This is a genomic window from Streptomyces griseus (assembly GCF_001715295.1).
Classification (GTDB): domain Bacteria; phylum Actinomycetota; class Actinomycetes; order Streptomycetales; family Streptomycetaceae; genus Streptomyces; species Streptomyces griseus_G.
In genome coordinates, this window is sequence record NZ_MDKB01000001.1 from 424,468 (window position 1) to 444,131 (window position 19,664).

General features: G+C 69.2%; 15 protein-coding genes and 2 pseudogenes. 10 read left to right on the forward strand and 7 right to left on the reverse strand.

Annotation, left to right across the window (positions count from 1 at the left end; translation table 11 throughout):
* The first annotated feature begins 306 nt into the window (after positions 1 to 306).
* From BA175_RS01485 to BA175_RS30350, 3 genes and pseudogenes are all read left to right on the forward strand, one after another.
* Positions 307 to 1,131, forward strand: a complete 825-nt coding sequence (locus BA175_RS01485; RefSeq protein WP_069169343.1) for an alpha/beta fold hydrolase — start codon at positions 307 to 309, stop codon at positions 1,129 to 1,131.
* A 56-nt stretch (positions 1,132 to 1,187) separates the two neighbouring features.
* Entirely contained in the window at positions 1,188 to 1,511 is a 324-nt protein-coding gene (locus tag BA175_RS01490) for a putative quinol monooxygenase (protein WP_069169344.1), read from the forward strand.
* An 88-nt stretch (positions 1,512 to 1,599) separates the two neighbouring features.
* Positions 1,600 to 1,713: pseudogene (locus BA175_RS30350) on the forward strand (short-chain dehydrogenase); the annotation flags it as partial.
* Positions 1,714 to 1,849: 136 nt separating this feature from the next.
* Here the strand turns inward: BA175_RS30350 and BA175_RS01495 are convergent.
* A complete protein-coding gene (locus BA175_RS01495; protein WP_069169345.1) occupies positions 1,850 to 3,088 on the reverse strand; it encodes a PP2C family protein-serine/threonine phosphatase in 1,239 nt (412 codons plus the stop codon).
* A 611-nt stretch (positions 3,089 to 3,699) separates the two neighbouring features.
* On the opposite strand from BA175_RS01495, the gene BA175_RS01500 reads away from it, so the two are divergent.
* Both BA175_RS01500 and BA175_RS01505 read left to right on the forward strand, forming a co-directional pair.
* On the forward strand, positions 3,700 to 4,722 hold the full coding sequence (locus tag BA175_RS01500; RefSeq protein WP_069169346.1) for an acetylxylan esterase: 1,023 nt from the start codon (positions 3,700 to 3,702) through the stop codon (positions 4,720 to 4,722).
* Between the two features lie 201 nt (positions 4,723 to 4,923).
* Positions 4,924 to 5,712, forward strand: a complete 789-nt coding sequence (locus tag BA175_RS01505) for an IclR family transcriptional regulator (protein ID WP_069169347.1) — start codon at positions 4,924 to 4,926, stop codon at positions 5,710 to 5,712.
* Between the two features lie 57 nt (positions 5,713 to 5,769).
* On the opposite strand, the gene BA175_RS01510 is transcribed toward BA175_RS01505, so the two are convergent.
* Entirely contained in the window at positions 5,770 to 8,073 is a 2,304-nt protein-coding gene (locus BA175_RS01510) for an FAD-dependent oxidoreductase (protein WP_069169348.1), read from the reverse strand.
* A 344-nt stretch (positions 8,074 to 8,417) separates the two neighbouring features.
* Between BA175_RS01510 and BA175_RS01515 the strand changes: the two genes are divergently transcribed.
* The 4 genes from BA175_RS01515 (at position 8,418) to BA175_RS01530 (ending at position 13,101) form a co-directional block, all read left to right on the forward strand.
* Positions 8,418 to 9,344, forward strand: coding sequence for a carbohydrate ABC transporter permease (locus BA175_RS01515; RefSeq protein ID WP_069169349.1), 927 nt, complete (start codon positions 8,418 to 8,420; stop codon positions 9,342 to 9,344).
* Complete coding sequence (locus BA175_RS01520) at positions 9,344 to 10,264, forward strand: carbohydrate ABC transporter permease (protein WP_069169350.1); 921 nt, start codon at positions 9,344 to 9,346, stop codon at positions 10,262 to 10,264. The genes BA175_RS01515 and BA175_RS01520 overlap by 1 nt, the downstream gene beginning before the upstream one ends.
* A gap of 64 nt (positions 10,265 to 10,328) precedes the next feature.
* Positions 10,329 to 11,630 carry an extracellular solute-binding protein gene (locus BA175_RS01525; protein WP_069169351.1) on the forward strand — a complete coding sequence of 434 codons (1,302 nt, stop codon included), beginning with the start codon at positions 10,329 to 10,331 and terminating at the stop codon, positions 11,628 to 11,630.
* A 160-nt stretch (positions 11,631 to 11,790) separates the two neighbouring features.
* Complete coding sequence (locus BA175_RS01530) at positions 11,791 to 13,101, forward strand: BNR-4 repeat-containing protein (RefSeq protein WP_069169352.1); 1,311 nt, start codon at positions 11,791 to 11,793, stop codon at positions 13,099 to 13,101.
* A 114-nt stretch (positions 13,102 to 13,215) separates the two neighbouring features.
* Here BA175_RS01530 and BA175_RS01535 read toward each other — a convergent pair whose 3' ends face one another.
* From BA175_RS01535 to BA175_RS01545, 5 genes and pseudogenes are all read right to left on the reverse strand, one after another.
* On the reverse strand, positions 13,216 to 13,515 hold the full coding sequence (locus BA175_RS01535; RefSeq protein WP_254667793.1) for a hypothetical protein: 300 nt from the start codon (positions 13,513 to 13,515) through the stop codon (positions 13,216 to 13,218).
* On the reverse strand, positions 13,482 to 13,616 hold the full coding sequence (locus BA175_RS32180; protein WP_079159332.1) for a hypothetical protein: 135 nt from the start codon (positions 13,614 to 13,616) through the stop codon (positions 13,482 to 13,484). Before BA175_RS32180 ends, BA175_RS01535 begins: the two co-directional genes overlap by 34 nt.
* 524 nt (positions 13,617 to 14,140) lie before the next feature.
* Positions 14,141 to 14,335 (reverse strand): annotated as a pseudogene (locus BA175_RS31535) (IS5 family transposase); the annotation flags it as partial.
* Positions 14,336 to 14,590: 255 nt separating this feature from the next.
* Positions 14,591 to 16,120: a helix-turn-helix domain-containing protein gene (locus BA175_RS01540; RefSeq protein WP_069169354.1), complete on the reverse strand. Its 1,530-nt coding sequence runs from the start codon at positions 16,118 to 16,120 to the stop codon at positions 14,591 to 14,593.
* A gap of 155 nt (positions 16,121 to 16,275) precedes the next feature.
* On the reverse strand, positions 16,276 to 16,476 hold the full coding sequence (locus BA175_RS01545) for a DUF4236 domain-containing protein (RefSeq protein WP_069169355.1): 201 nt from the start codon (positions 16,474 to 16,476) through the stop codon (positions 16,276 to 16,278).
* Positions 16,477 to 16,921: 445 nt separating this feature from the next.
* Here BA175_RS01545 and acnA point away from each other — a divergent pair, with 445 nt between their 5' ends.
* The gene (gene acnA / locus BA175_RS01550) at positions 16,922 to 19,639 is read left to right on the forward strand and encodes an aconitate hydratase AcnA (protein ID WP_069169356.1); all 2,718 of its coding nucleotides are present in this window, start codon (positions 16,922 to 16,924) and stop codon (positions 19,637 to 19,639) included.
* Positions 19,640 to 19,664: the final 25 nt, after the last annotated feature.

The following is a 19,664-nucleotide window of genomic DNA, read 5'->3' on the forward strand; positions in this document are numbered from 1 at the left end:
CCGGTACTGCCGCCTACGTACGTAAGGGCTGTCCCGCAATCCCCTGCGGGCGCGCGACGACGGCTACGGCACCTCGCCGCGTTGTCGGAACGTCCCCATACGCCCCGTATGCGGACGTCCCTCCGCCGTGCGATGCCCCGCATCCGACGCCGCACGCCGATCTACCGGGAACTGCGGGGCAACCCTCAGGCGATCCGTCGGCCGGATGTCAGTCAACCGACGGAGGCTGTCGGCGCGGTAACTGAGCCATTCTCGTGGAGACAGCGAATCCGCCCGCTACCCGGGCGTGACCACGAGGAGCACGCCATGCCCTTCGTCACCAGCGGCGACGGAGTCGAGATCTTCTACAAGGACTGGGGCTCCGGCCGGCCGGTCATGTTCCACCACGGCTGGCCGCTGAGCTCGGACGACTGGGACGCCCAGCTGCTGTTCCTCGCCCGGCGTGGTTACCGGGTCATCGCCCACGACCGCCGTGGGCACGGGCGCTCCGCCCAGGTGGAGCACGGACACGACATGGACCACTACGCGGCCGACGCCGCGACGGTGGTGGCCCATCTCGACCTGCACGACGTCGTCCACGTCGGCCACTGCGCCGGCGGGGGAGAGGTCGCCCGGTACGTCGCCGGACACGGTGCGGGACGGGTCGCCAAGGCCGTCCTCATCGGGGCCGCCACTCCGCTCATGGCCCGCACGGGGCCGAACCCCGGAGGGCTGCCGCTCGAGGTCTTCGACGGCTTCCGTGAGGGCGTGGCCACCGACCGCTCCCAGTACTACCTCGACATCGCCTCCGGTCCGTTCTACGGGTTCAACCGCCCGGGCGCGGACGTCTCCCAGGGGGTCATCTGGAACTGGTGGCGCCAGGGCATGGCCGGCAGTGCGAAGGCGCACTACGAGGGGATCAGGGCGTTCTCGGAGACCGACTTCACCGACGACCTCCAACAGATCCACGTGCCCACGCTCATCCTGCACGGCGACGACGATCAGATCGTTCCGGTCGCCGAATCCGCCGAGTTGACCGCCGCGCTCGTCGAGGACGCGGTGCTGAAGGTCTACCCCGGCCTGTCGCACGGCATGGCCACCCTGAACGCCGACCTCGTCAACGCCGACCTCCTCGACTTCCTCGACCTCTGACACCGGTCCGGTACCGGCAGTCAGCTCCACAGCACACACGAGAAACAGGGATCAACATGACCGCGACATCGAACGGCTACGTGACCGTCATCTGGGACGCGAAGGCGAAGGCCGGCAGAGAGGCCGACCTCAAGGCGTTCATCACCGCAGCCGTCACCCCCTCCCGCGCCGACCCGGGCAACATCGACTACGAGGCCCACGAAGTCGAGGGGCGGCCCGGCTCGTTCGTCATCTACGAACGCTGGGAATCACGCGCTCACCTCGACTCCCACCTCGCCGCGCCCCGGATGCGGGAACTCGTCCCGCAGATGCTCGAACTGATCGACGGATCCATCGAGGACGGCATCCGTCTGCTGCGCCCGTTCCGCCCCGCCCACTGAGCCGTCCCACCACCGCCGACCGAGCAGGCGTCCCGCGAACCGCGTCACGCGGGACGCCTGCACCGAGTCCACGCACAAGGGAACAGAAATGACGACGACATCGATCACCGGCGCCAACCGGGGACTGGGGCACGAGATGGCGCGCCGACTCCTCGAGGCAGGCCAGAAGGTCTGGATCGGCGCCCGGGACCGTCCAGAGGGGCCGTGAGGCCGCCGTGGCCGACCGGGACGAACGGAAGGATCACGGTGAATCGGACCACGTCGGAACTCCAGGTCCCGCAGGCGGCCCTCGGTACCCGTCGGCAGTGGGCGGAGGGCGCCCAGGTGCTCGACCTGCGTCACTCCAGCGCGGCCAGGTACTCGGCGGAGCCACCCCGCCATTCGATGAGGAAGACGGTCGCGTCATCGCTGGTGAGCCCGCCGCGCTCGTACTTCAGCAGGTGGGAGAGCCGGAGTGCCGCTGACCGCATTCCTCTGTCTCCGTTCGACATACGGCGCACGCACCGGATGAGCCGTTCCTCGCCGAACGGCTCACCCTCCGCGTCGCGCTCCTCGATCACGCCGTCGGTGTAACACATCACCCTGTCTCCCGGTGAGAGCGTGAACGCGCTGACCGCGGGCCGGTCACCACCGAGGCCGACCGGCAGAGTGGTGGGGCCCTCCAGCTTCTCGGTCGTATGCTGCCTGATCAGCAAGGGCGGGGGGTGTCCCGCGTTCACCCATTGCAGCAGGCCCGTGGTGACGTCGAGTGTCATCATCTGGGCGGTGACGAAGTGATCGGCCCCGAACTGTGTGGCGATGGCCTCGTCCATGTACGTGTACATCTCGACCAGACCGATTCCCGCGCGCCGGGCGTGGCGGTAGGCGCCGATGGCCACGGTGGCCATGGTCGCCGCGTCCAGGCCGTGCCCCATCGCGTCGATCACCGCCGCGTGCAGGATCTCGTCGTTGAGGGCGTAGTCGAAACTGTCACCGGCGATGGCATACGCCGGCTCCACGGCCCCACTCACCGCGACCTGAGGCACGGACATGGTCAGAGGTGGCAGCAGGGACCACTGCATCTCCGCGGCCACGCTCATCGGTTCGCGCCGGCGGGCCTGGAAGAACCGGTCGGTGTAGGCGTTCTTGGTGACCAGCATGTCGGCCACCAACCCGGCGAGTCTTCGCAACAGACGCCGGTCGTCGTCATCGACGTCGTCCAGGGAAAGGCCGATCACCCCTACCTCGTCGCTGCCGTCCAGCAGCGGGAGGTACATGCGCACACCGTCCGCCCGCTCGTCCTCCACCGGGCTTCCGCTCAGGAAGGCCCTACTGGCCGGGGAGTCACCGATCACCTCCGGTTCGCCGACGCGCAGACCGCGGCCCGGCAACGGCACGAGGAGCTCCCCGGCGTAGTCCTGCAGGAGAACGGAGACCTCGCGGCCGCCGATCCGCGCCACCTCCTCCGCGATCAACGGGGCGATCAACTGCGGCGGCATCTCGTGCGCCCGGTCCAGCAGCAGCCCCAGGAGTCGCTCGCCGAAGCCTTCCGACCGGTCGGCTCCTCCCTTACCGGGTCTCTGCTCTCCTGGTGCCACAGCTTCTTCTCCTGACCGGACCGGCGGACGATCGACACGACCACCACCGGCAGCCCCGTCACGCATTCCTTGCCCGTTCGGTTGCTTCACGCCACCGTCATATCGTCCCTGAAGGCTCACGCTCGCGCATGTCACCACAACGGCGCACAAAATCGCGGTCCGGCACGTCCTGCCCCCAGGCTCGCGGGCGGCTCACCGGGACGGACCGCCTTCGAGCGCGTCGCCCACGCCCGGCAGGGCGCCGCCCTGTTGCACGTCGCACGTGCATCACCGTAGGGTCACGCGGGCGACGATGATCACGACGGGGATTCCGCCGGCGGGCGCCGCGAGGTCCTGGGGCCGGCGGTCGCGCCGGTCCGGTACGGAACGGGACCGCGAACGACGGGAACGACGGACCCGCGTCGCCCGGCTTCCTCCGCACCGCCGCCCGACCGCCGCCGTTCTCATCGAGCCGACTGCCCGTGACCACACCCCAGCACCGGGACGTGACCGTCGTCGGCGGGTCGGGCCCGGTACGGGGTGCAACGCCGGCGGGGACAGGGTGCGTCGCGCCGAGGACCCTTCCGGCAGCCGTGCCGGCGGTCCCTTCGTCCACCGAACAAGGAGAGATCTTGTCCACCCATCCGCTCCCGACGGGCACCGGCGAACTCAGCTCGCCGCCCCACGACTTTCCCTTCGATCCCACCCACGGCTACGACCGGCGGGGCCTCCTCGCGGTGACGGCGCCGCAGGGCCCGGACGACTTCGCCGACTTCTGGCGCGAGCGCCATGCGCGTGCACGGCGCATCGACACGGCACCCCGGATCGAGGGGCCGTGGGTCACGGTGGACGGCATGCGGGTCGCCGACGTCACGTACACGTCCGCCGACGGTGTCCGTATCGGCGGGTGGCTGACCGTCCCTGCCGACGGCCGGGTCACCCAGGGCTGTGTGGCGACACACGGATACGGAGGCCGGGAGGCCCCGGACCTCCGGCAGCCCCCGCCGGAGACCGCGACCATCTGGCCCTGTCTGCGGGGACTCGGTACGCGGAGTCTGCTGCCCGGTGTTCCCTCGAAGCCGGCGGCGCACGTCCTGCACGGCATCGGCGCCAGGGAGTCGTACCTCATCGGCGGGTGCGTGGCGGACGTCTGGTGCGCGGCCACGGCACTGCAGGCGCTGGTGCCGGAGACCGCCGGACGCCTGACGTACCTGGGCACGAGTTTCGGCGGCGGCATCGGGGCGCTGGCGCTCCCCTGGGACGACCGTTTCCGTGCCGCCGGCCTGACGGTGCCCACCTTCGGGAACCATCCGCTCCGGGTGACACTTCCGTGCACGGGCAGCGGTGAGTCGGTGCGTACGCGGCTGGCCGAGGACCCCTCGGTGCTGGATGTCCTCGCGTACTTCGACGCCGCGACGGCGGCCCGGCATCTCACGATCCCCGTGCACGTGGGCGCCGCCCTGTTCGATCCCTCAGTGCCTCCGCCCGGGCAGTTCGCGGTGCACAACGCCCTGGCCGGGCCGCGCGAACTCGTGGTTCTGCGGGCGGGGCACTTCGACCACCCGGGCGAGCGGGCCGAGACGGCGGCCCTGGAGGAGGCCCAGCGACGCTTCCTGTCGGGGCCCGACCCCGTGCTGCCGCACCCCACCGCCTGAACCCCACCGCAGGACCGGCTCCGCCGGGCCGGGGTACTCCCGGGGTCCTGCCCCGTGACCTGGTGGTTCCGCGACGCCACCGACGTCCGGACCGCAGGACGTCGCGGAACTGCCGCGGTCGCTCAGTTTCAGGTACGGGCGGCGTCCAGGCGCGATATGCTGATGCAGAATGTGCAAGGGATGTGCAGAATGAGGAGGGCCATGGCTACGCGGGCGACCGATTCAGGGACGAACCAGAGCGTCGAACGAGCGGTGTCGGTGCTGCGCGCACTCGACTCCGGCCGCGCCGAACTCCGTGTCTCCGACGTCGCCGAGCTCACCGGACTGGGCTCCTCGACCACCTCCCGCCTGCTGTCCACCCTGGAACGCCTCGACATGGTCGAACGCGATCCGGTCAGCAACCTCTACCGCCTCAGTTTGGGCCTTCTTCCCCTGGCCGCCACCGCCACCAACCGCCATCCCGTGCACCGGGCCGCCCGCATGGTCCTCCAGGGCCTCGCCACCCGCACCGGACTCGGGGCCAACGTGGCCGTACGCCGCGGTGGCGAGCTGATGTTCCTGTGCAACTTCGAGGGCACGCGCGCCCCCAAGTCCTATACGCAGGCCGGGCACACCGCCCCGCTGCACGCCACGAGCATCGGCAAGTGCCTGCTCACCGGTCTGACCCCCAAAGAGCGCCGCAAGCTGCTGGGAGATCCTCTCGACGCGCACACGGAGTACACGACCACCAGTCACGACCTCCTCGACGCCGAGATCGACACCGTCCGGCGCACCGGTTACGCCGTCGAGGCGGAGGAGCGTGCCCTGGGCCGCGCGTCCCTCGCCGCGCCGGTGCGTGATGCCTCCGGGGAGATCGTCGCGGCCATCTCCCTCTGGGGCCCGACCTCCGTGCTCGGGGACCGATCCGACGCCGAGGGGCAGCGCCTCGCCCTCGTACGCGAGGTCATCGAGGCCGCCGACGCCATCAGCCAGGCACTCGGCGCGCTCTGACGTCCACGTGCGAAGGGGTCCGGTGGAGAGTTTCCACCGGACCCCTTCGCCGTGTCGCTATGCGCCGTACGCCTTGAAGGCGATCACGTGCGCGTGCGGTGCCCCGTGCGTCGCGTCGACCACGAGCCGCAGCGTGCCGGTGCGGACGGGGCCGCCGTCCGGGGCCTTCACCGCGTGCACGCGGTGGCGGCGCCGGTTGTCCGTCACGGTCAGGAGCGTGTGCCAGGTACCGGCGGCGTCGCACGTCTGGACGCGGTAGTCGCGTACGAGTTCCGGCATGACCTCGTACGGGGTGCGGTGGCGGTGCAGATTGTTGAGGTACTCGTCGACGTCGTCGTCGAAGACCAGGCGGATCTCGGTGACTTCCTGCTCGTCGCGCCAGTCGAGACGGAGCCACCGGCCGCCCTCCTCCCGGCCGTCGTCCTCCCGGGCGGAGGACCACATGTGAGGGCCGCCGTAGGGACGCTGGTATCCGCCTACGGCCCGTTCGGGGTGGAACGCCCTGGTGGCGGGGGCAGCCCGGAAGGCGAAGGTCTGCCTGCGGAGGCCGCGGGCCTGCCATTCGAGGACCGCTTGGCCGTCCTCCTCCGGGATGTCGTGGTCGACGCCCGCGTCCCCTTCGACCTTCCTGCGCAGGGCGAGGACACCGTCGGTGCGTTCGGGGAGAAGGACCAGGGCCGTGTCGGCGCGGGCCCGGACGACGAGGATCGCGTTACGGGGGGAGTCGGGGTGGTGGTCGAGGCGGGCCGTGACCCAGTGGGGGCCGCCCGGCGGGACGGCGACCGTGGTCGTGAGGAGGTGGTCGGTGGGGACCGCGTTCTCGGGCCTGCCCGTGCCCCACAGTTCCACGGTGAGTTCGCGGGGCCGGCCGTCCGGGGCGCCGTGGACGAGCAGGTCGACCGTGTCGAGCGCGGGGTCGACCGGCAGCAGGAGGGCGAGGTCGCGGGTCAGCGGGTACGGGGCGCCGGGCGCGTCCTGCGTGGGCTCGGCGGCCAGACGGTCCAGGCAGGACGAGGCGGTGACGCGGGCCGTACGCGCCAGGTTGCCGGGGTCCTCGTCGGCGAGTCCGATCACGGAGGCGTCCTGGCGCAGCAGGGTCCGGCGCACCAGGTCCGCCCGTTCGGTGGCGAGTTCGCGCGGCGTGAGGTCCTCGGCGACGCACAGGGCCGCGGCGGTCCCGGCTGCCTCGCCGAGCGTCGCGCAGGTGGCCATGACGCGGGTGGCCCCGAAAGCGATGTGGGTGGCGGAGATGTTGCGCCCGGCGAAGTGCAGGTTCGTGACGTTCGCCGAGTAGAGGGAGCGCAGGGGGATGTGGAAGATGCCGTCCGCGTACCGCTGGCGCGCGCCGGGCTCCTCGGCGTACATGCCCTGCACCGGGTGGAGGTCGACGGACCAGCCGCCGAAGGCGATCCGGTCCTCGAACTGGCGCTGCTGGAGGATGTCCTGCTGGGTGAGGACGTGATCGCCGAGGAAGCGGCGGTACTCGCGCTTGCCGGGGAGACTGCCGACCCATTCCAGGGTGAGGTTCGCCGCGTCCGGGAACTGGCCGGAGTTCTTGATGTGGTCCCAGATACCCATGATCACGGCCTGGAGCTCGTCGCGGATGCGCTCGTTGTCGTGGACGGTGTCGAGTTCGCCGCCCCATTCGATCCACCAGTAGTCGCAGCCGTTGTCGCCGGTGCGCAGGATGCGGTTGCGCAGGATGGGTGTGGTCGACAGGTCCTTGGCGTAGGCGGGCGGTACGAACTTCACCGGCCGGCCCGTGTCCCGGGTGTGGAAGAGGATGGTCGAGCCGAGCAGCGCCCGGTCCGCCTCGGGCGGTGCCCACGGCTCGTCGAACTCGGACCGCGCCTCACGGCCGATGCGGTAACGGGCGCCGGAGAGGTGGCCGACCAGGCCGTCTCCGGTGCAGTCGAGGAACTGGCCGGCGCGGAAGGTGATGCGGCGCTCCGAGCCCATCATCCAGCCGGTGCAGGAGTGCACCTCGCGGCTGTCGGCGGGGCCGCTCGCGTCGACCTCGCGCACGTCGGTGTTGAGGTAGAGGTCGATGTTCGGTTCGGCGCGTACGGCGTCGAGGACGACCTGGTCCCAGTAGTAGGGGTTGCCCTCGGGGTTGCGGTACTGGTTCTCGGTGTACAACTCGCCCATGATCCCGGTCTCGCGGGCCCAACGGTGCACCCCGTGTGCGGTGGCGCCGCAGACCCAGACGCGGATCTCGCTGCTGGCGTTGCCCCCCAGAACGGGCCGGTTGTTGACCAGGGCCACGCGTCGGCCGAGCCGGGCCGCGGCGATGGCCGCGCAGGTCCCCGCCAATCCGCCGCCGATCACGGCGATGTCGTGATGGACCTCTTCTTCCCGCACGGTGCGACCTCCTTGTTGTGAAGCTCGGATACTCCCCCGCCGCAGCGGAGCGGCCTCGAACGTACATCACATCCATATTGTGCAACCACTGTTCAACCAATGGGATCCCCTGTAAGTTCCGATTGCGGCCACCGACCTGGCCGTCGTGAGCCGAAGTGCAGGTTCGGGGCAGGTGGACCGTGTTCCGTGTCCTGCACAGAATCGGTGATTCACTGACGAAAAGGGTTGACGCCATCGCGCGATATGGAGAACGATCCCGCATGCTGCAACTTGCATTCATCGCAGCAGGGACGGCGTTCGCGCAGGGCACCGGCGCCCCTGCCACCACCTGAGAGGACAGACCCATGAGTACGGCCGCACCTCCCCAGAAGGCGCCCCCGCCCCGCGAGCGGAGCGGGGGACGGCTCTCCGACGGTGCGTTCGCCCTGCTGCTGACCGCGCCGGGCCTCGCCCTGTTCGCGGCGATCATCTTCTACCCGCTGCTGTCGGCCCTGTTCACCGGCTTCTTCAGGCAGGATCTGCGGCTTCCGGGACGGGAGTTCGTCGGCCTGGACAACTTCACCCACTGGCTGGACGGCGACTTCCTCGCCATCCTCGAGCAGACGCTGATCTTCACCGTCGGCGCGACGCTCGTCCCCTTCGTGATCGGCTTCGCGCTCGCGCTCGCGCTGAACACCGGACTCAAGGGCAGCGGCTTCCTGCGCGGCCTGTTCCTGTTCCCCTGGGTGATCCCGGGCGTGGTGGTGTCCTTCCTCTGGATGTGGATCTTCAACGCGAACTACGGCGTGCTCAACGGCGTCCTCATGGAGGCCGGGATCATCGACGAGTCCGTGGCCTGGCTCGGCCGGCCCGGTACCGCGATGCTCGCCGTGATCGTCACCAAGGCCTGGGCCAGCTTCCCCTGGATGATGGTGATGCTCCTGGCAGGCCTGCAGACCGTGCCCAAGGAGCTGCACGAGGCGGCCTCGATGGACGGGGCGGGATCCGTCCGGCGCTTCTTCGCCGTCACCTGGCCACAGGTCCGCGGCGTCGCCTCGATCGTGCTGCTGCTGGAGTTCATCTGGAACTTCCAGCACTTCGACACCATCTACGTCCTCACCGGCGGCGGGCCCGCCGGCACCACCGAGACGTTCGCGACCGCCGTGTACCAGACCGCCTTCAAGGGCTTCGACATCGGCCGGGCCACCGCACTGGGCGGACTGTGGATGCTGCTCCTGCTCCTCCTCGTCGCCGTCTACCTCAGGATCACCGAGCGGAAGGGCGACGCCTGATGACCTCCACCACTCCCACCCCCGTGTCCGCCGTCGGCCGGCCGCAGCCGTCCGCAACCCGGGCCGGACGGGGCACCCGGCGCCGTGTGCGCAAGGACCTGCTGCGTTCGCGGATCGCCGCCTGGAGTGCGGTCGTCGTCATCGGCGCCTTCGGTCTGCTGCCGGTCTACTGGCTGCTCGCCACCGCGCTGAGCACCCCCGAGTCGACCTTCCAGTTCCCGCCGAAACTGATACCCACCGACCTCACCCTCGGCAACTTCACGGCCCTGGCCGAGAACGACCAGCTGATCAAGTACATGATCAACTCACTCATCGTGGCCTCGATCACCGCCGTGCTGAGCGTGATCGTCGCCACCTACATGGGCTACTCGTTCTCCAAGTTCCGCTACCGGGGCCGGCGCTCGCTGATGCACCTGGTGCTCGCCTCCCAGATGTTCCCCCAGGCGCTACTGCTGGTGACGCTGTACACCGTGTTCTCCAGCTTCGGCATGCTCAACACGTACACCGCCCTGGTGCTCTCCTTCACCACGTTCACCATGCCGCTGTGCGTCTGGATGCTGAAGGGCATCTTCGACACCGTTCCGGACGCCCTGCTGGAAGCGGCGTCCATCGACGGCGCCTCCCGCTGGCGGACGCTGCACTCCATCGTGGCGCCGCTGGCCGCGCCGGGGATGATCGCCGCCGGGCTCTTCGCCTTCGTACGCGGCTGGAACGACTTCATCTTCGCGCTGACCCTGGCCGACAAGGAGAAGCAGACCTTGCCCCCCGGACTCGTCTCCACCTACATCGGCGAATTCCAGACCGCCTGGCCCCAGTTGATGGCCGCCTCGCTCGTGGTGTCGGTCCCCGTGATCGTCGCCTTCATGTTCCTGCAGCGCTACCTCGTCGGCGGCATGACCGCCGGCTCGGTCAAGAGCTGAACCCGCAGGTTCGGCCGGCGCCCCCCCCGTACCTCCCCTCCCGCACACTTCCCATGGAGAGAACATGACCACCTCTGGCATCAGCCGGCGCGGCGCGCTGCGCATGCTCGGCATCGGCGCGCTCGGTGCAGCGGGCGCCGGTGTGCTCGGCGCCTGCGCGCCGTCCGGCGCCGGCTCCCCTTCCAACGGCGGTGACCCGAAGTCCAAGAACTTCGACTTCACCTCCTGGTCGCTCAACGAGGAGGCCGCCAAACCCTCGATCGAGAAGATCATCGCGGCATGGGAGAAGGCCCAGAAGTCGACGATCCGCGCCGTCTCGTACCCGTACAACGAGTACCTGAGCCAGCTCACCCTCAAGCTGGGTGGCGGGGAGACCACGGGGGCGGTGCACCTGGACATCGCCTGGCTCGCCGCGATGGCGCAGATGGGCCGGCTGGCCGACCTCGGACCGGTGGCCGGCAAGGGCGGCTACACCGACGTGGCGCTGAAGAGCGGCACGTACGACGGCACGCAGTACGGGCTGCCGTGGAACACCGGATCGATCGGTGTGATCGCCAACGCCCACCTCCTGGAGAAGGCCGGCATCCAGAAGCATCCCACCACCGTCGAGGAGTTCGAGGCCGCGCTGCGCGAGCTGAAGGGGCTCGGCGGCGGAGTCGTGCCGTACGCCGCCGCCACCAAGGTCGCGCAGCTCAAGGACATCTTCCCGTGGATGCAGACCTTCGGCTGCAAGCTGCTCGACGGCGGAAAGGTCACGATAGGCGACGACGCCTCGGTCGACGCGGTCACCTGGTACAAGAAGCTGCACGACGACAAGCTGATCGCCGCCGACGTGGACCGCTTCGACGCCCGCGCCCTGTTCGGGCAGGGCAAGGCCGCCTTCTACGACGACGCGATCATCGGCAAGGGCGTGACCTCCGCCCAGTCGAAGGACAAGACGCTGGCCGACGCCATGCAGCCGATGGAGCGTCCGGTGCTCAAGGCCGGGGACACGCCGCAGGCGCTGCTGTGGGGAGGTGTGATCGCGATCGTGAAAGGCAAGGGCCAGGACGCGGCTACCGAGTTCGCGCTGCACACCACCACCGACCGGGCCACCACCTCCGAGTACTTCGCCGCGCGCGCACTGCCGCCGTCCACCACCGCGGGTCTGGCCGCTCCCGAGGTCGCCAAGGACACCTTCACCACGGAGTGGACCCGGAAGATCACCAGGACGGCCACCGGCAGCCCGTTCTGGCAGTTCGCGCAGAACGCCCAGATCGAGGAGGCCGTCGCCAAGCAGGTACAGGCCGTCCTCGTCGGCAAGTCGAAGCCCAAGGACGCGATGAAGCAGGCAGGCGAGGAGGCCGCCGCGCTCATCAAGCGCTGAGGCCGAACGCCGTGGTCCGGGCCCGGCGAGCGCCGCACGCCTCGCCGGGTCCTGCTCCGTACCCCACCCCCGCACGACGACCCCGTCGCCGGCCGCCCCCGGGCCGGTGCCGTCCGCGTCACCTCCCACGCCCGCACCCGCACCCGCGAAGGAGCTCATCTTGCGACGACCCACGGTACGCCTCCGCACGTTCACCGCCTCGGCCGTGGCCCTGGCCGCTCTCCTCCTGCCCGCCCCGGCCGCCGGGGCCGAGACCGCGCAGACCACGGCAGCCGCGGCGACGGTGATCGAGAAGGTTCCGTACGCGATGGACGCGTCGAACCAGGCCGCCTGGTGGACGCCGGTCGCCACCTACAAGGGCCGCGGGCAGTACACGTACTTCGCCTTCAACGAGCCTGGCTCGACGGCCGCGACGCACCGGCCCGCCATCGCACGGCGCGACCCGGACGGGGTCTGGAGCCGGCTGCCGCTGCTGAACAGCGACGGGCAGCAGGCCGAGTTCCCCGACGACAACGGCCACAACCAGCCGTCGATCGCCCGCGACGGCAGCGGTCGCCTGCACGTCTTCACCTCCATGCACGCCAACTCCTGGCGCTACTTCCGCACCGAGGCCCCCGGCGGCGACGTCACCGACCACGCATCCGAACTGCCCGACCAGGGCGTGGGCATCACCTACCCGGTCGTCACCACCGCCCCCAACGGCGACCTGTACCTGGCCGCCCGCGTCGGGACCGGCTCCGACCAGCGTCCCGGCAAGCTGTACCTCTGGGACAACGCCACCTCCCGCTGGAGCACCGTCGCGACCTTCGCGACCGCCCTGTACCGCTCCGTGTATCCCGACGACCTCACGGTGGACGCCTCCGGCCGCGTGCACCTCCTGTTCGAGTGGGCGAAGGCGCCCGCGACCGCGTTCCGCCACCAGCTCTCCTACCTGGCCTACGACCCGTCGACCGCTTCCTTCACGGACAGTACGGACACGACCGTCACCACCCCGGTCACGCCCGCGACCTCCGACGTGATCCAGGACCTCACCGCGGGAGAGGAGTGGAGCGCCGACAACGCCTACACCGGTCCCGCGGTGCAGAGCGCCAAGCTCACCCTCGACGGCGCCACCCCGAAGATCGCCTACCGCTACCGCTCGGCGGACAGCGGTGGTCACTTCCGGGTGTACTACGCCTATCCGAGCGGTGGCGGCTGGGTCCGCAAGACCGTGTACGCCGGCGGGCAGACCGCGGCCGCCCTCGGCATCACCTGGGACGAGACCGACACCAAGCGGGTCTACTACGTGACCACCTCGGGCACCGACCGGGTCTTCTCCGCGACCCAGTCGGCGGACGGGGCCTGGACCGCGCAGTCCGCCGCACCGGGCGTGAGCGCGGACCGGCTGGCGGTGCGACGGAACTCGGACGGTCAGGATGTGCTCTACCTGCCGGACACCGCGCACAACTCCTTGTATTACGGGATTCGTTGACAGCCCAGGACCCGGGAGCTGGTCAAGGCTCCGGCCCGTGGTCTGCGGCACATCATTGCCGCAGACCACGGGCCGGTCGCTTGACGACGCTCTGCGGGTGCTCGACCTGTCAGTTCAGAAGAGGTCGAGCTCTGCAGACTCGACTGCACCCAGTAGTCGGCATTCTCCGGTCTTTCCGTCAACGCGCAGGTAGCCCGTACCCACAGCCATGTCCCGGGGGTCTCCGTCACGGAGATAGGCAGCTGACTGGCAGTCGAAATAGAAGTCGCCTCCCACGTGGGCGCTTTCCCCTTCGACGAGCGCGAGGGCCATGCCTTCGTGGCTGACCTGCTGGTCCAGGAAGTTCTGGGCCAGCACGGCAGCGTCTTCGACGTTCAGCATCAGTCTGTCCTCAGGAGAGAGAAGTTCCGCCATGGCGAGAGGCGGGCATGTCCTGTCCGACCGTCCAGGAACACGACCTCTCCTTCGACGTTCACCACATTGAAGACATGGGCGAGTCTGCCCTTATGCCCCATGACGATACCTCTAGTGCCGTCCCCCTGCGGTTTTGATCTGATTCACGATGCCGGAGATGGTTTTCAAATGTCCAGGAAGAGACTGGTCGCTCTGCTGATCTGCGAGAATGCTGACCGCCAGCCGCTGACCTGCGGATCTGGCCTTTCGGCTGTTTCGCGCTCGTGCCCCTTGATGTAGCTGAAAGTCCCAGAAAAGTCCCAGGGTTCCTGCCGCCCACGACCCGTTCTCCGGGCTGCACGCGGGCCTTGGCTCTGAGCCGTCACCGGAATCTGTCAAACGAACGTTTGACAGACCCCCACTGCGCGTTCGTCATGTCCGAGGTGCAGTGCTGCTTCCGGCCAGGCCGGTCCGGCAGCGTTCCCGTACAGCAGGCGTTCTGCAACAACTTCCGGCAGCGATGTAGGACCAGGGGCATGAGGTGCCCGTGGAGGGTTGCAGATGGAACATGCTCGTTCCCGCTCAGCTCAGCTCTGCGTACGAAGCGATTCGAAGAAATCATCGATCTCCAAAATTTCCGCATCGCTGAGACGCTAGCGGCGGTCGCGCTGACCAGCAGCAACAGACCGAGAGTGTCGACAACGATGCTGCGCTTGCGGCCCACGATCTTCTTGCCGGCATCCGTGCCCTGGGTGTCAGTGGGGACACTGGCTGCGGTCTTCGCGCTCTGCGTGTCGATCACGCAGGCGGTGGGCTCGGCGGTGCGTCCTGGAAGTAGCCGAACACGGTGGTGTGCGGCGGCCGTCGGTGGGGACATCGCGAGGGCCCTTTGGTGAGCACTGCCCGTGATGGCTGACTGTCACTCAGACGTTCCTGATGCGGCGTCACCTATTCAGGATCATCTTGCACGCATGTTGCACAAGGTGGTGAAAGACAGTGATGCTCAATGGAAGGTTACGCAAGGGTGTAACCGCAGTTCAGAGGGCATTTGGGGGTGGCGTGCCCCTTGCCCCCAAGGGCCACGCCACCCCGCCCGTCAGATGTCCCGGAAGATCTCGATCTGCGCCCCCACCGAGTTCAGCCGCTCCGCCAGCTCCTCGTAACCCCGGTTGATCACGTACACGTTGCGCAGGACGGACGTGCCCTCGGCCGCCATCATGGCCAGCAGTACCACCACCGCCGGACGCAGCGCGGGCGGGCACATCATCTCGGCGGCGCGCCAGCGGGTCGGGCCCTCGACCAGAACCCTGTGGGGGTCGAGGAGTTGGAGCCGGCCGCCGAGGCGGTTGAGGTCGGTGAGGTAGATGGCGCGGTTGTCGTAGACCCAGTCGTGGATGAGGGTCTTGCCGTGCGCGGAGGCCGCGATGGCCGCGAAGAACGGCACGTTGTCGATGTTCAGCCCGGGGAAGGGCATGGGGTGGATCTTGTCGATGGGAGCCTCCAGTTTGGAGGGCCGTACGGTCAGGTCCACCAGGCGGGTGCGGCCGTTGTCGGCGGCGTACTCGGCCGTACGGTCGCAGTCGAGGCCCATCTCCTCCAGGACCGCCAGCTCGATCTCCAGGAACTCGATCGGGACCCGGCGGATCGTCAGCTCCGACTCCGTCACCACGGCGGCGGCCAGCAGGCTCATCGCCTCGACCGGGTCCTCGGAGGGGGAGTAGTCGACGTCCGCGTCGATCTCGGGCACACCGTGCACGGTGAGGGTCGTCGTTCCGACCCCGTCGACGCGTACGCCGAGCGCCTCCAGGAAGAAGCACAGGTCCTGGACCATGTAGTTGGAGGACGCGTTGCGGATGACGGTCGTACCGTCGTGGCGGGCGGCGGCCAGCAGGGCGTTCTCGGTCACGGTGTCGCCGCGCTCGGTCAGGACGATGGGGCGGTCCGGCCTGATCGCCCCATCCACCTGGGCGTGGTACAGCCCGTCGGTCGCCGCGATGTCGAGCCCGAAGCGGCGCAGCGCGATCATGTGCGGCTCGATCGTCCGCGTACCGAGGTCGCAGCCGCCCGCGTACGGCAGGGTGAAGCGGTCCACGCGGTGCAGCAGCGGGCCGAGGAACATGATGATGGAACGGGTGCGGCGCGCGGCGTCCGCGTCGATCGCCTCCAGTTCCAGTTCGGCGGGCGGCAGGATCTCCAGGTCGACGCCGTCGTTGATCCAGCGGGTGCGGACACCGATGGAGTTGAGGACCTCCAGCAGGCGGAAGACCTCCTCGATGCGGGCCACCCGGCGCAGCACGGTACGGCCCTTGTTGAGCAGGGATCCGCAGAGCAGGGCCACGCACGCGTTCTTGCTCGTCTTGACGTCGATGGAGCCGGAGAGCCGGCGACCGCCGACCACGCGCAGATGCATGGGACCGGCATAGCCGAGTGACACGATCTCGCTGTCGAGGGCTTCACCGATGCGGGCGATCATCTCAAGGCTGATGTTCTGGTTGCCGCGCTCGATGCGGTTGACGGCGCTCTGGCTCGTGGCGAGCGCCTCGGCGAGCTGCGACTGTGTCCAGCCCCGATGCTGGCGGGCGTCACGGATGAGCTTGCCGATTCGTACGAGGTAGTCGTCTTCCATGAGTTGAACGCTATCTCACATATGAGATGAAGCGCGCTGCGGGGGTGCGGTGTTCGCGTCGGTGTCGCGTGTCCCGGCCGTGTGGGGCCCGCGTCTCGATGATGGATCCGTGTTGTGGCGCCCGGCGCGTCGGATGCCGCCGAACGGGTGAGCCGTCAGCTGCGACGGCGGCGCCGCGTCGTCCTGCGCCAGCCGAAGGGGCCGGGCAGGTCCATCGACGTGGTGCGCCGGCCGGTGCTGCTGGTGGTGCGCCTCGGCCCGTTCCGCCCGCCCGTGGTGACGGACCATGAGCGGCGGTTGATGTTCAGCCGGACGCCCGGAAGTATCCGGAAGCTCTTGCGGAAGGTGAGCGGCATCGGTTCCTCCTCTGTCGCGGACTGCGGACTGCGGACTGCGGACTGCGGACTGCGGACCGCGGGCCGCGTGCTGCAGTGGGGCGTGGTGCCCGTACGGCTACGGATATCCCGTACCCGTCCGCTCATGCCTGACAGTCGCAGGCCGTCCGCGCGCTCGGCCGTCCGGGCTCGGACGGCACCCACCGGTCGGCGGCCGCCGGGTGCCGTCGCCGCGTGGGGGCGGCGCGGAACACGGGCGCCCGGGCATGACCGCGGGGCGGCGATGTACTAGAGTTATCTCGACATCGAGATATCTGCCGAGGCGCGCCGCAGCCGCCGCGCGGTAAGGGTTACCTAACCAATCCTTACCTCAGCGGGGGGTCGGGGCCGTAGGCGGCACCACGCGGCGCCGGCCGCCAATGAGGCGCGGCGCGGTAGTACGCGCACATTGAAGAAGGAGACTGTCGTGTCGGCGAACAGCTTCGACGCCCGCAGCACGCTGCGCGTGGGCGACGAGTCGTACGAGATCTTCAAGCTGGACAAGGTCGAGGGCTCCGCGCGCCTCCCTTACAGCCTGAAGGTGCTGCTGGAGAACCTCCTCCGTACCGAGGACGGCGCGAACATCACCGCCGATCACATCCGGGCACTGGGCGGATGGGACTCTCAGGCCCAGCCGAGCCAGGAGATCCAGTTCACGCCGGCCCGCGTGATCATGCAGGACTTCACCGGTGTCCCGTGCGTCGTGGACCTCGCCACCATGCGTGAGGCCGTCAAGGAGCTCGGCGGCGACCCGGCGAAGATCAACCCGCTGGCCCCGGCCGAGCTGGTCATCGACCACTCCGTCATCGCCGACAAGTTCGGCACCAACGACGCGTTCGCCCAGAACGTCGAGCTGGAGTACGGCCGTAACAAGGAGCGCTACCAGTTCCTGCGCTGGGGCCAGACCGCGTTCGACGAGTTCAAGGTCGTCCCCCCGGGCACCGGCATCGTCCACCAGGTCAACATCGAGCACCTGGCCCGCACGGTCATGGTCCGTAACGGCCAGGCGTACCCCGACACCCTGGTCGGCACCGACTCGCACACCACCATGGTCAACGGCCTCGGCGTGCTGGGCTGGGGCGTCGGCGGCATCGAGGCCGAGGCCGCGATGCTGGGCCAGCCGGTCTCCATGCTCATCCCGCGCGTCGTCGGCTTCAAGCTGACCGGCGAGCTGCCGGCCGGTACCACCGCCACCGACCTCGTGCTGACGATCACCGAGATGCTCCGCAAGCACGGTGTCGTCGGCAAGTTCGTCGAGTTCTACGGTGAGGGCGTCGCCGCCACCTCCCTCGCGAACCGCGCCACCATCGGCAACATGTCGCCGGAGTTCGGCTCCACCGCCGCCATCTTCCCGATCGACGACGAGACCCTGAAGTACCTGCGCCTGACCGGCCGCGACGCCCAGCAGGTCGCACTCGTCGAGGCGTACGCCAAGGAGCAGGGCCTCTGGCTGGACCCGGCCGCCGAGCCGGACTTCTCCGAGAAGCTGGAGCTCGACCTCTCCACGGTCGTCCCCTCCATCGCCGGCCCGAAGCGCCCGCAGGACCGCATCGTCCTGGCGAACGCCAAGGCCAAGTTCGCCGAGGACGTGCGCAACTACGTCACCGACGACATGGAGGCGAGCAAGGAGTCCTTCCCGGCCTCCGACGCCCCGGCCGTGTCCCCCGACGGCGTCCCGTCCAACCCGGTCACCGTGACCGCCCCCGACGGCACGACGTACGAGCTCGACCACGGCGCCGTCACCGTCGCCGCGATCACCTCCTGCACCAACACCTCGAACCCGTACGTCATGGTCGCCGCGGCGCTCGTGGCGAAGAAGGCGGTCGAGAAGGGCCTCACCCGCAAGCCGTGGGTCAAGACCACCCTCGCGCCGGGTTCCAAGGTCGTCACCGACTACTTCGACAAGGCGGGCCTGACCCCGTACCTCGACAAGGTCGGCTTCAACCTCGTCGGCTACGGCTGCACCACCTGCATCGGCAACTCCGGCCCGCTGCCGGACGAGGTCTCCAAGGCGGTCAACGACCACGACCTGGCCGTCACCTCGGTGCTCTCCGGCAACCGCAACTTCGAGGGCCGGATCAACCCCGACGTCAAGATGAACTACCTGGCGTCCCCGCCGCTGGTCGTCGCGTACGCCATCGCCGGCTCGATGAAGGTCGACATCACCAAGGACGCCCTCGGCGTCGACCAGGACGGCAATCCCGTCCACCTCGAGGACATCTGGCCCACCGAGGCCGAGGTCAACGACGTCGTGGCGAACGCCATCGGCGAGGACATGTTCAACAAGTCCTACCAGGACGTCTTCGCGGGCGACGCCCAGTGGCAGGCGCTGCCGATCCCGACCGGCGACACCTTCGAGTGGGACTCCGAGTCCACCTACGTGCGCAAGCCCCCGTACTTCGAGGGCATGACGATGGAGACGACCCCGGTCGAGGACATCACCGGCGCCCGGGTGCTCGCCAAGCTGGGCGACTCGGTCACCACCGACCACATCTCCCCGGCCGGTGCGATCAAGGCCGACACCCCGGCCGGCCAGTACCTCACCGAGCACGGCATCGAGCGCCGTGACTTCAACTCCTACGGCTCGCGCCGCGGTAACCACGAGGTCATGATCCGCGGCACGTTCGCCAACATCCGCCTGCGCAACCAGATCGCGCCGGGCACCGAGGGCGGCTTCACCCGCGACTTCACCCAGGACGGCGGGCCGGTGTCGTTCATCTACGACGCCTCGCAGAACTACCAGGCCGCCGGTACCCCGCTCGTCATCCTGGCGGGCAAGGAGTACGGCTCCGGCTCGTCCCGCGACTGGGCCGCCAAGGGCACCGCGCTCCTCGGCGTCAAGGCCGTCATCGCCGAGTCCTACGAGCGCATCCACCGCTCGAACCTCATCGGCATGGGCGTCCTCCCGCTCCAGTTCCCGCAGGGCGCGACCGCCGAGTCCCTCGGGCTCACCGGTGAGGAGACCTTCTCCTTCGCCGGCGTGACCGAGCTGAACGACGGCACCACCCCCGCCACCGTCAAGGTGACCACCGACACCGGTGTGGAGTTCGACGCGGTCCTGCGCATCGACACCCCCGGCGAGGCGGACTACTACCGCAACGGCGGCATCCTGCAGTACGTGCTCCGCAGCCTGATCCGCAAGTAGGCGATCTCCGGCAGCAGAGGAAGGG

Bases quoted from the DNA above. Each gene is read 5' to 3' on its own strand.
- BA175_RS01490 (WP_069169344.1), top strand. From the start codon at position 1,188: ATGACCGCGACATCGAACGGCTACGTGACCGTCATCTGGGACGCGAAG.
- BA175_RS01525 (WP_069169351.1), top strand. From the start codon at position 10,329: ATGACCACCTCTGGCATCAGCCGGCGCGGCGCGCTGCGCATGCTCGGC.
- BA175_RS01515 (WP_069169349.1), top strand. From the start codon at position 8,418: ATGAGTACGGCCGCACCTCCCCAGAAGGCGCCCCCGCCCCGCGAGCGG.
- BA175_RS01535 (WP_254667793.1), bottom strand. From the start codon at position 13,515: ATGGCGGAACTTCTCTCTCCTGAGGACAGACTGATGCTGAACGTCGAA.
- BA175_RS32180 (WP_079159332.1), bottom strand. From the start codon at position 13,616: ATGGGGCATAAGGGCAGACTCGCCCATGTCTTCAATGTGGTGAACGTC.
- BA175_RS01485 (WP_069169343.1), top strand. From the start codon at position 307: ATGCCCTTCGTCACCAGCGGCGACGGAGTCGAGATCTTCTACAAGGAC.
- BA175_RS01505 (WP_069169347.1), top strand. From the start codon at position 4,924: ATGGCTACGCGGGCGACCGATTCAGGGACGAACCAGAGCGTCGAACGA.
- BA175_RS01545 (WP_069169355.1), bottom strand. From the start codon at position 16,476: ATGCCGCTCACCTTCCGCAAGAGCTTCCGGATACTTCCGGGCGTCCGG.
- BA175_RS01540 (WP_069169354.1), bottom strand. From the start codon at position 16,120: ATGGAAGACGACTACCTCGTACGAATCGGCAAGCTCATCCGTGACGCC.
- BA175_RS01520 (WP_069169350.1), top strand. From the start codon at position 9,344: ATGACCTCCACCACTCCCACCCCCGTGTCCGCCGTCGGCCGGCCGCAG.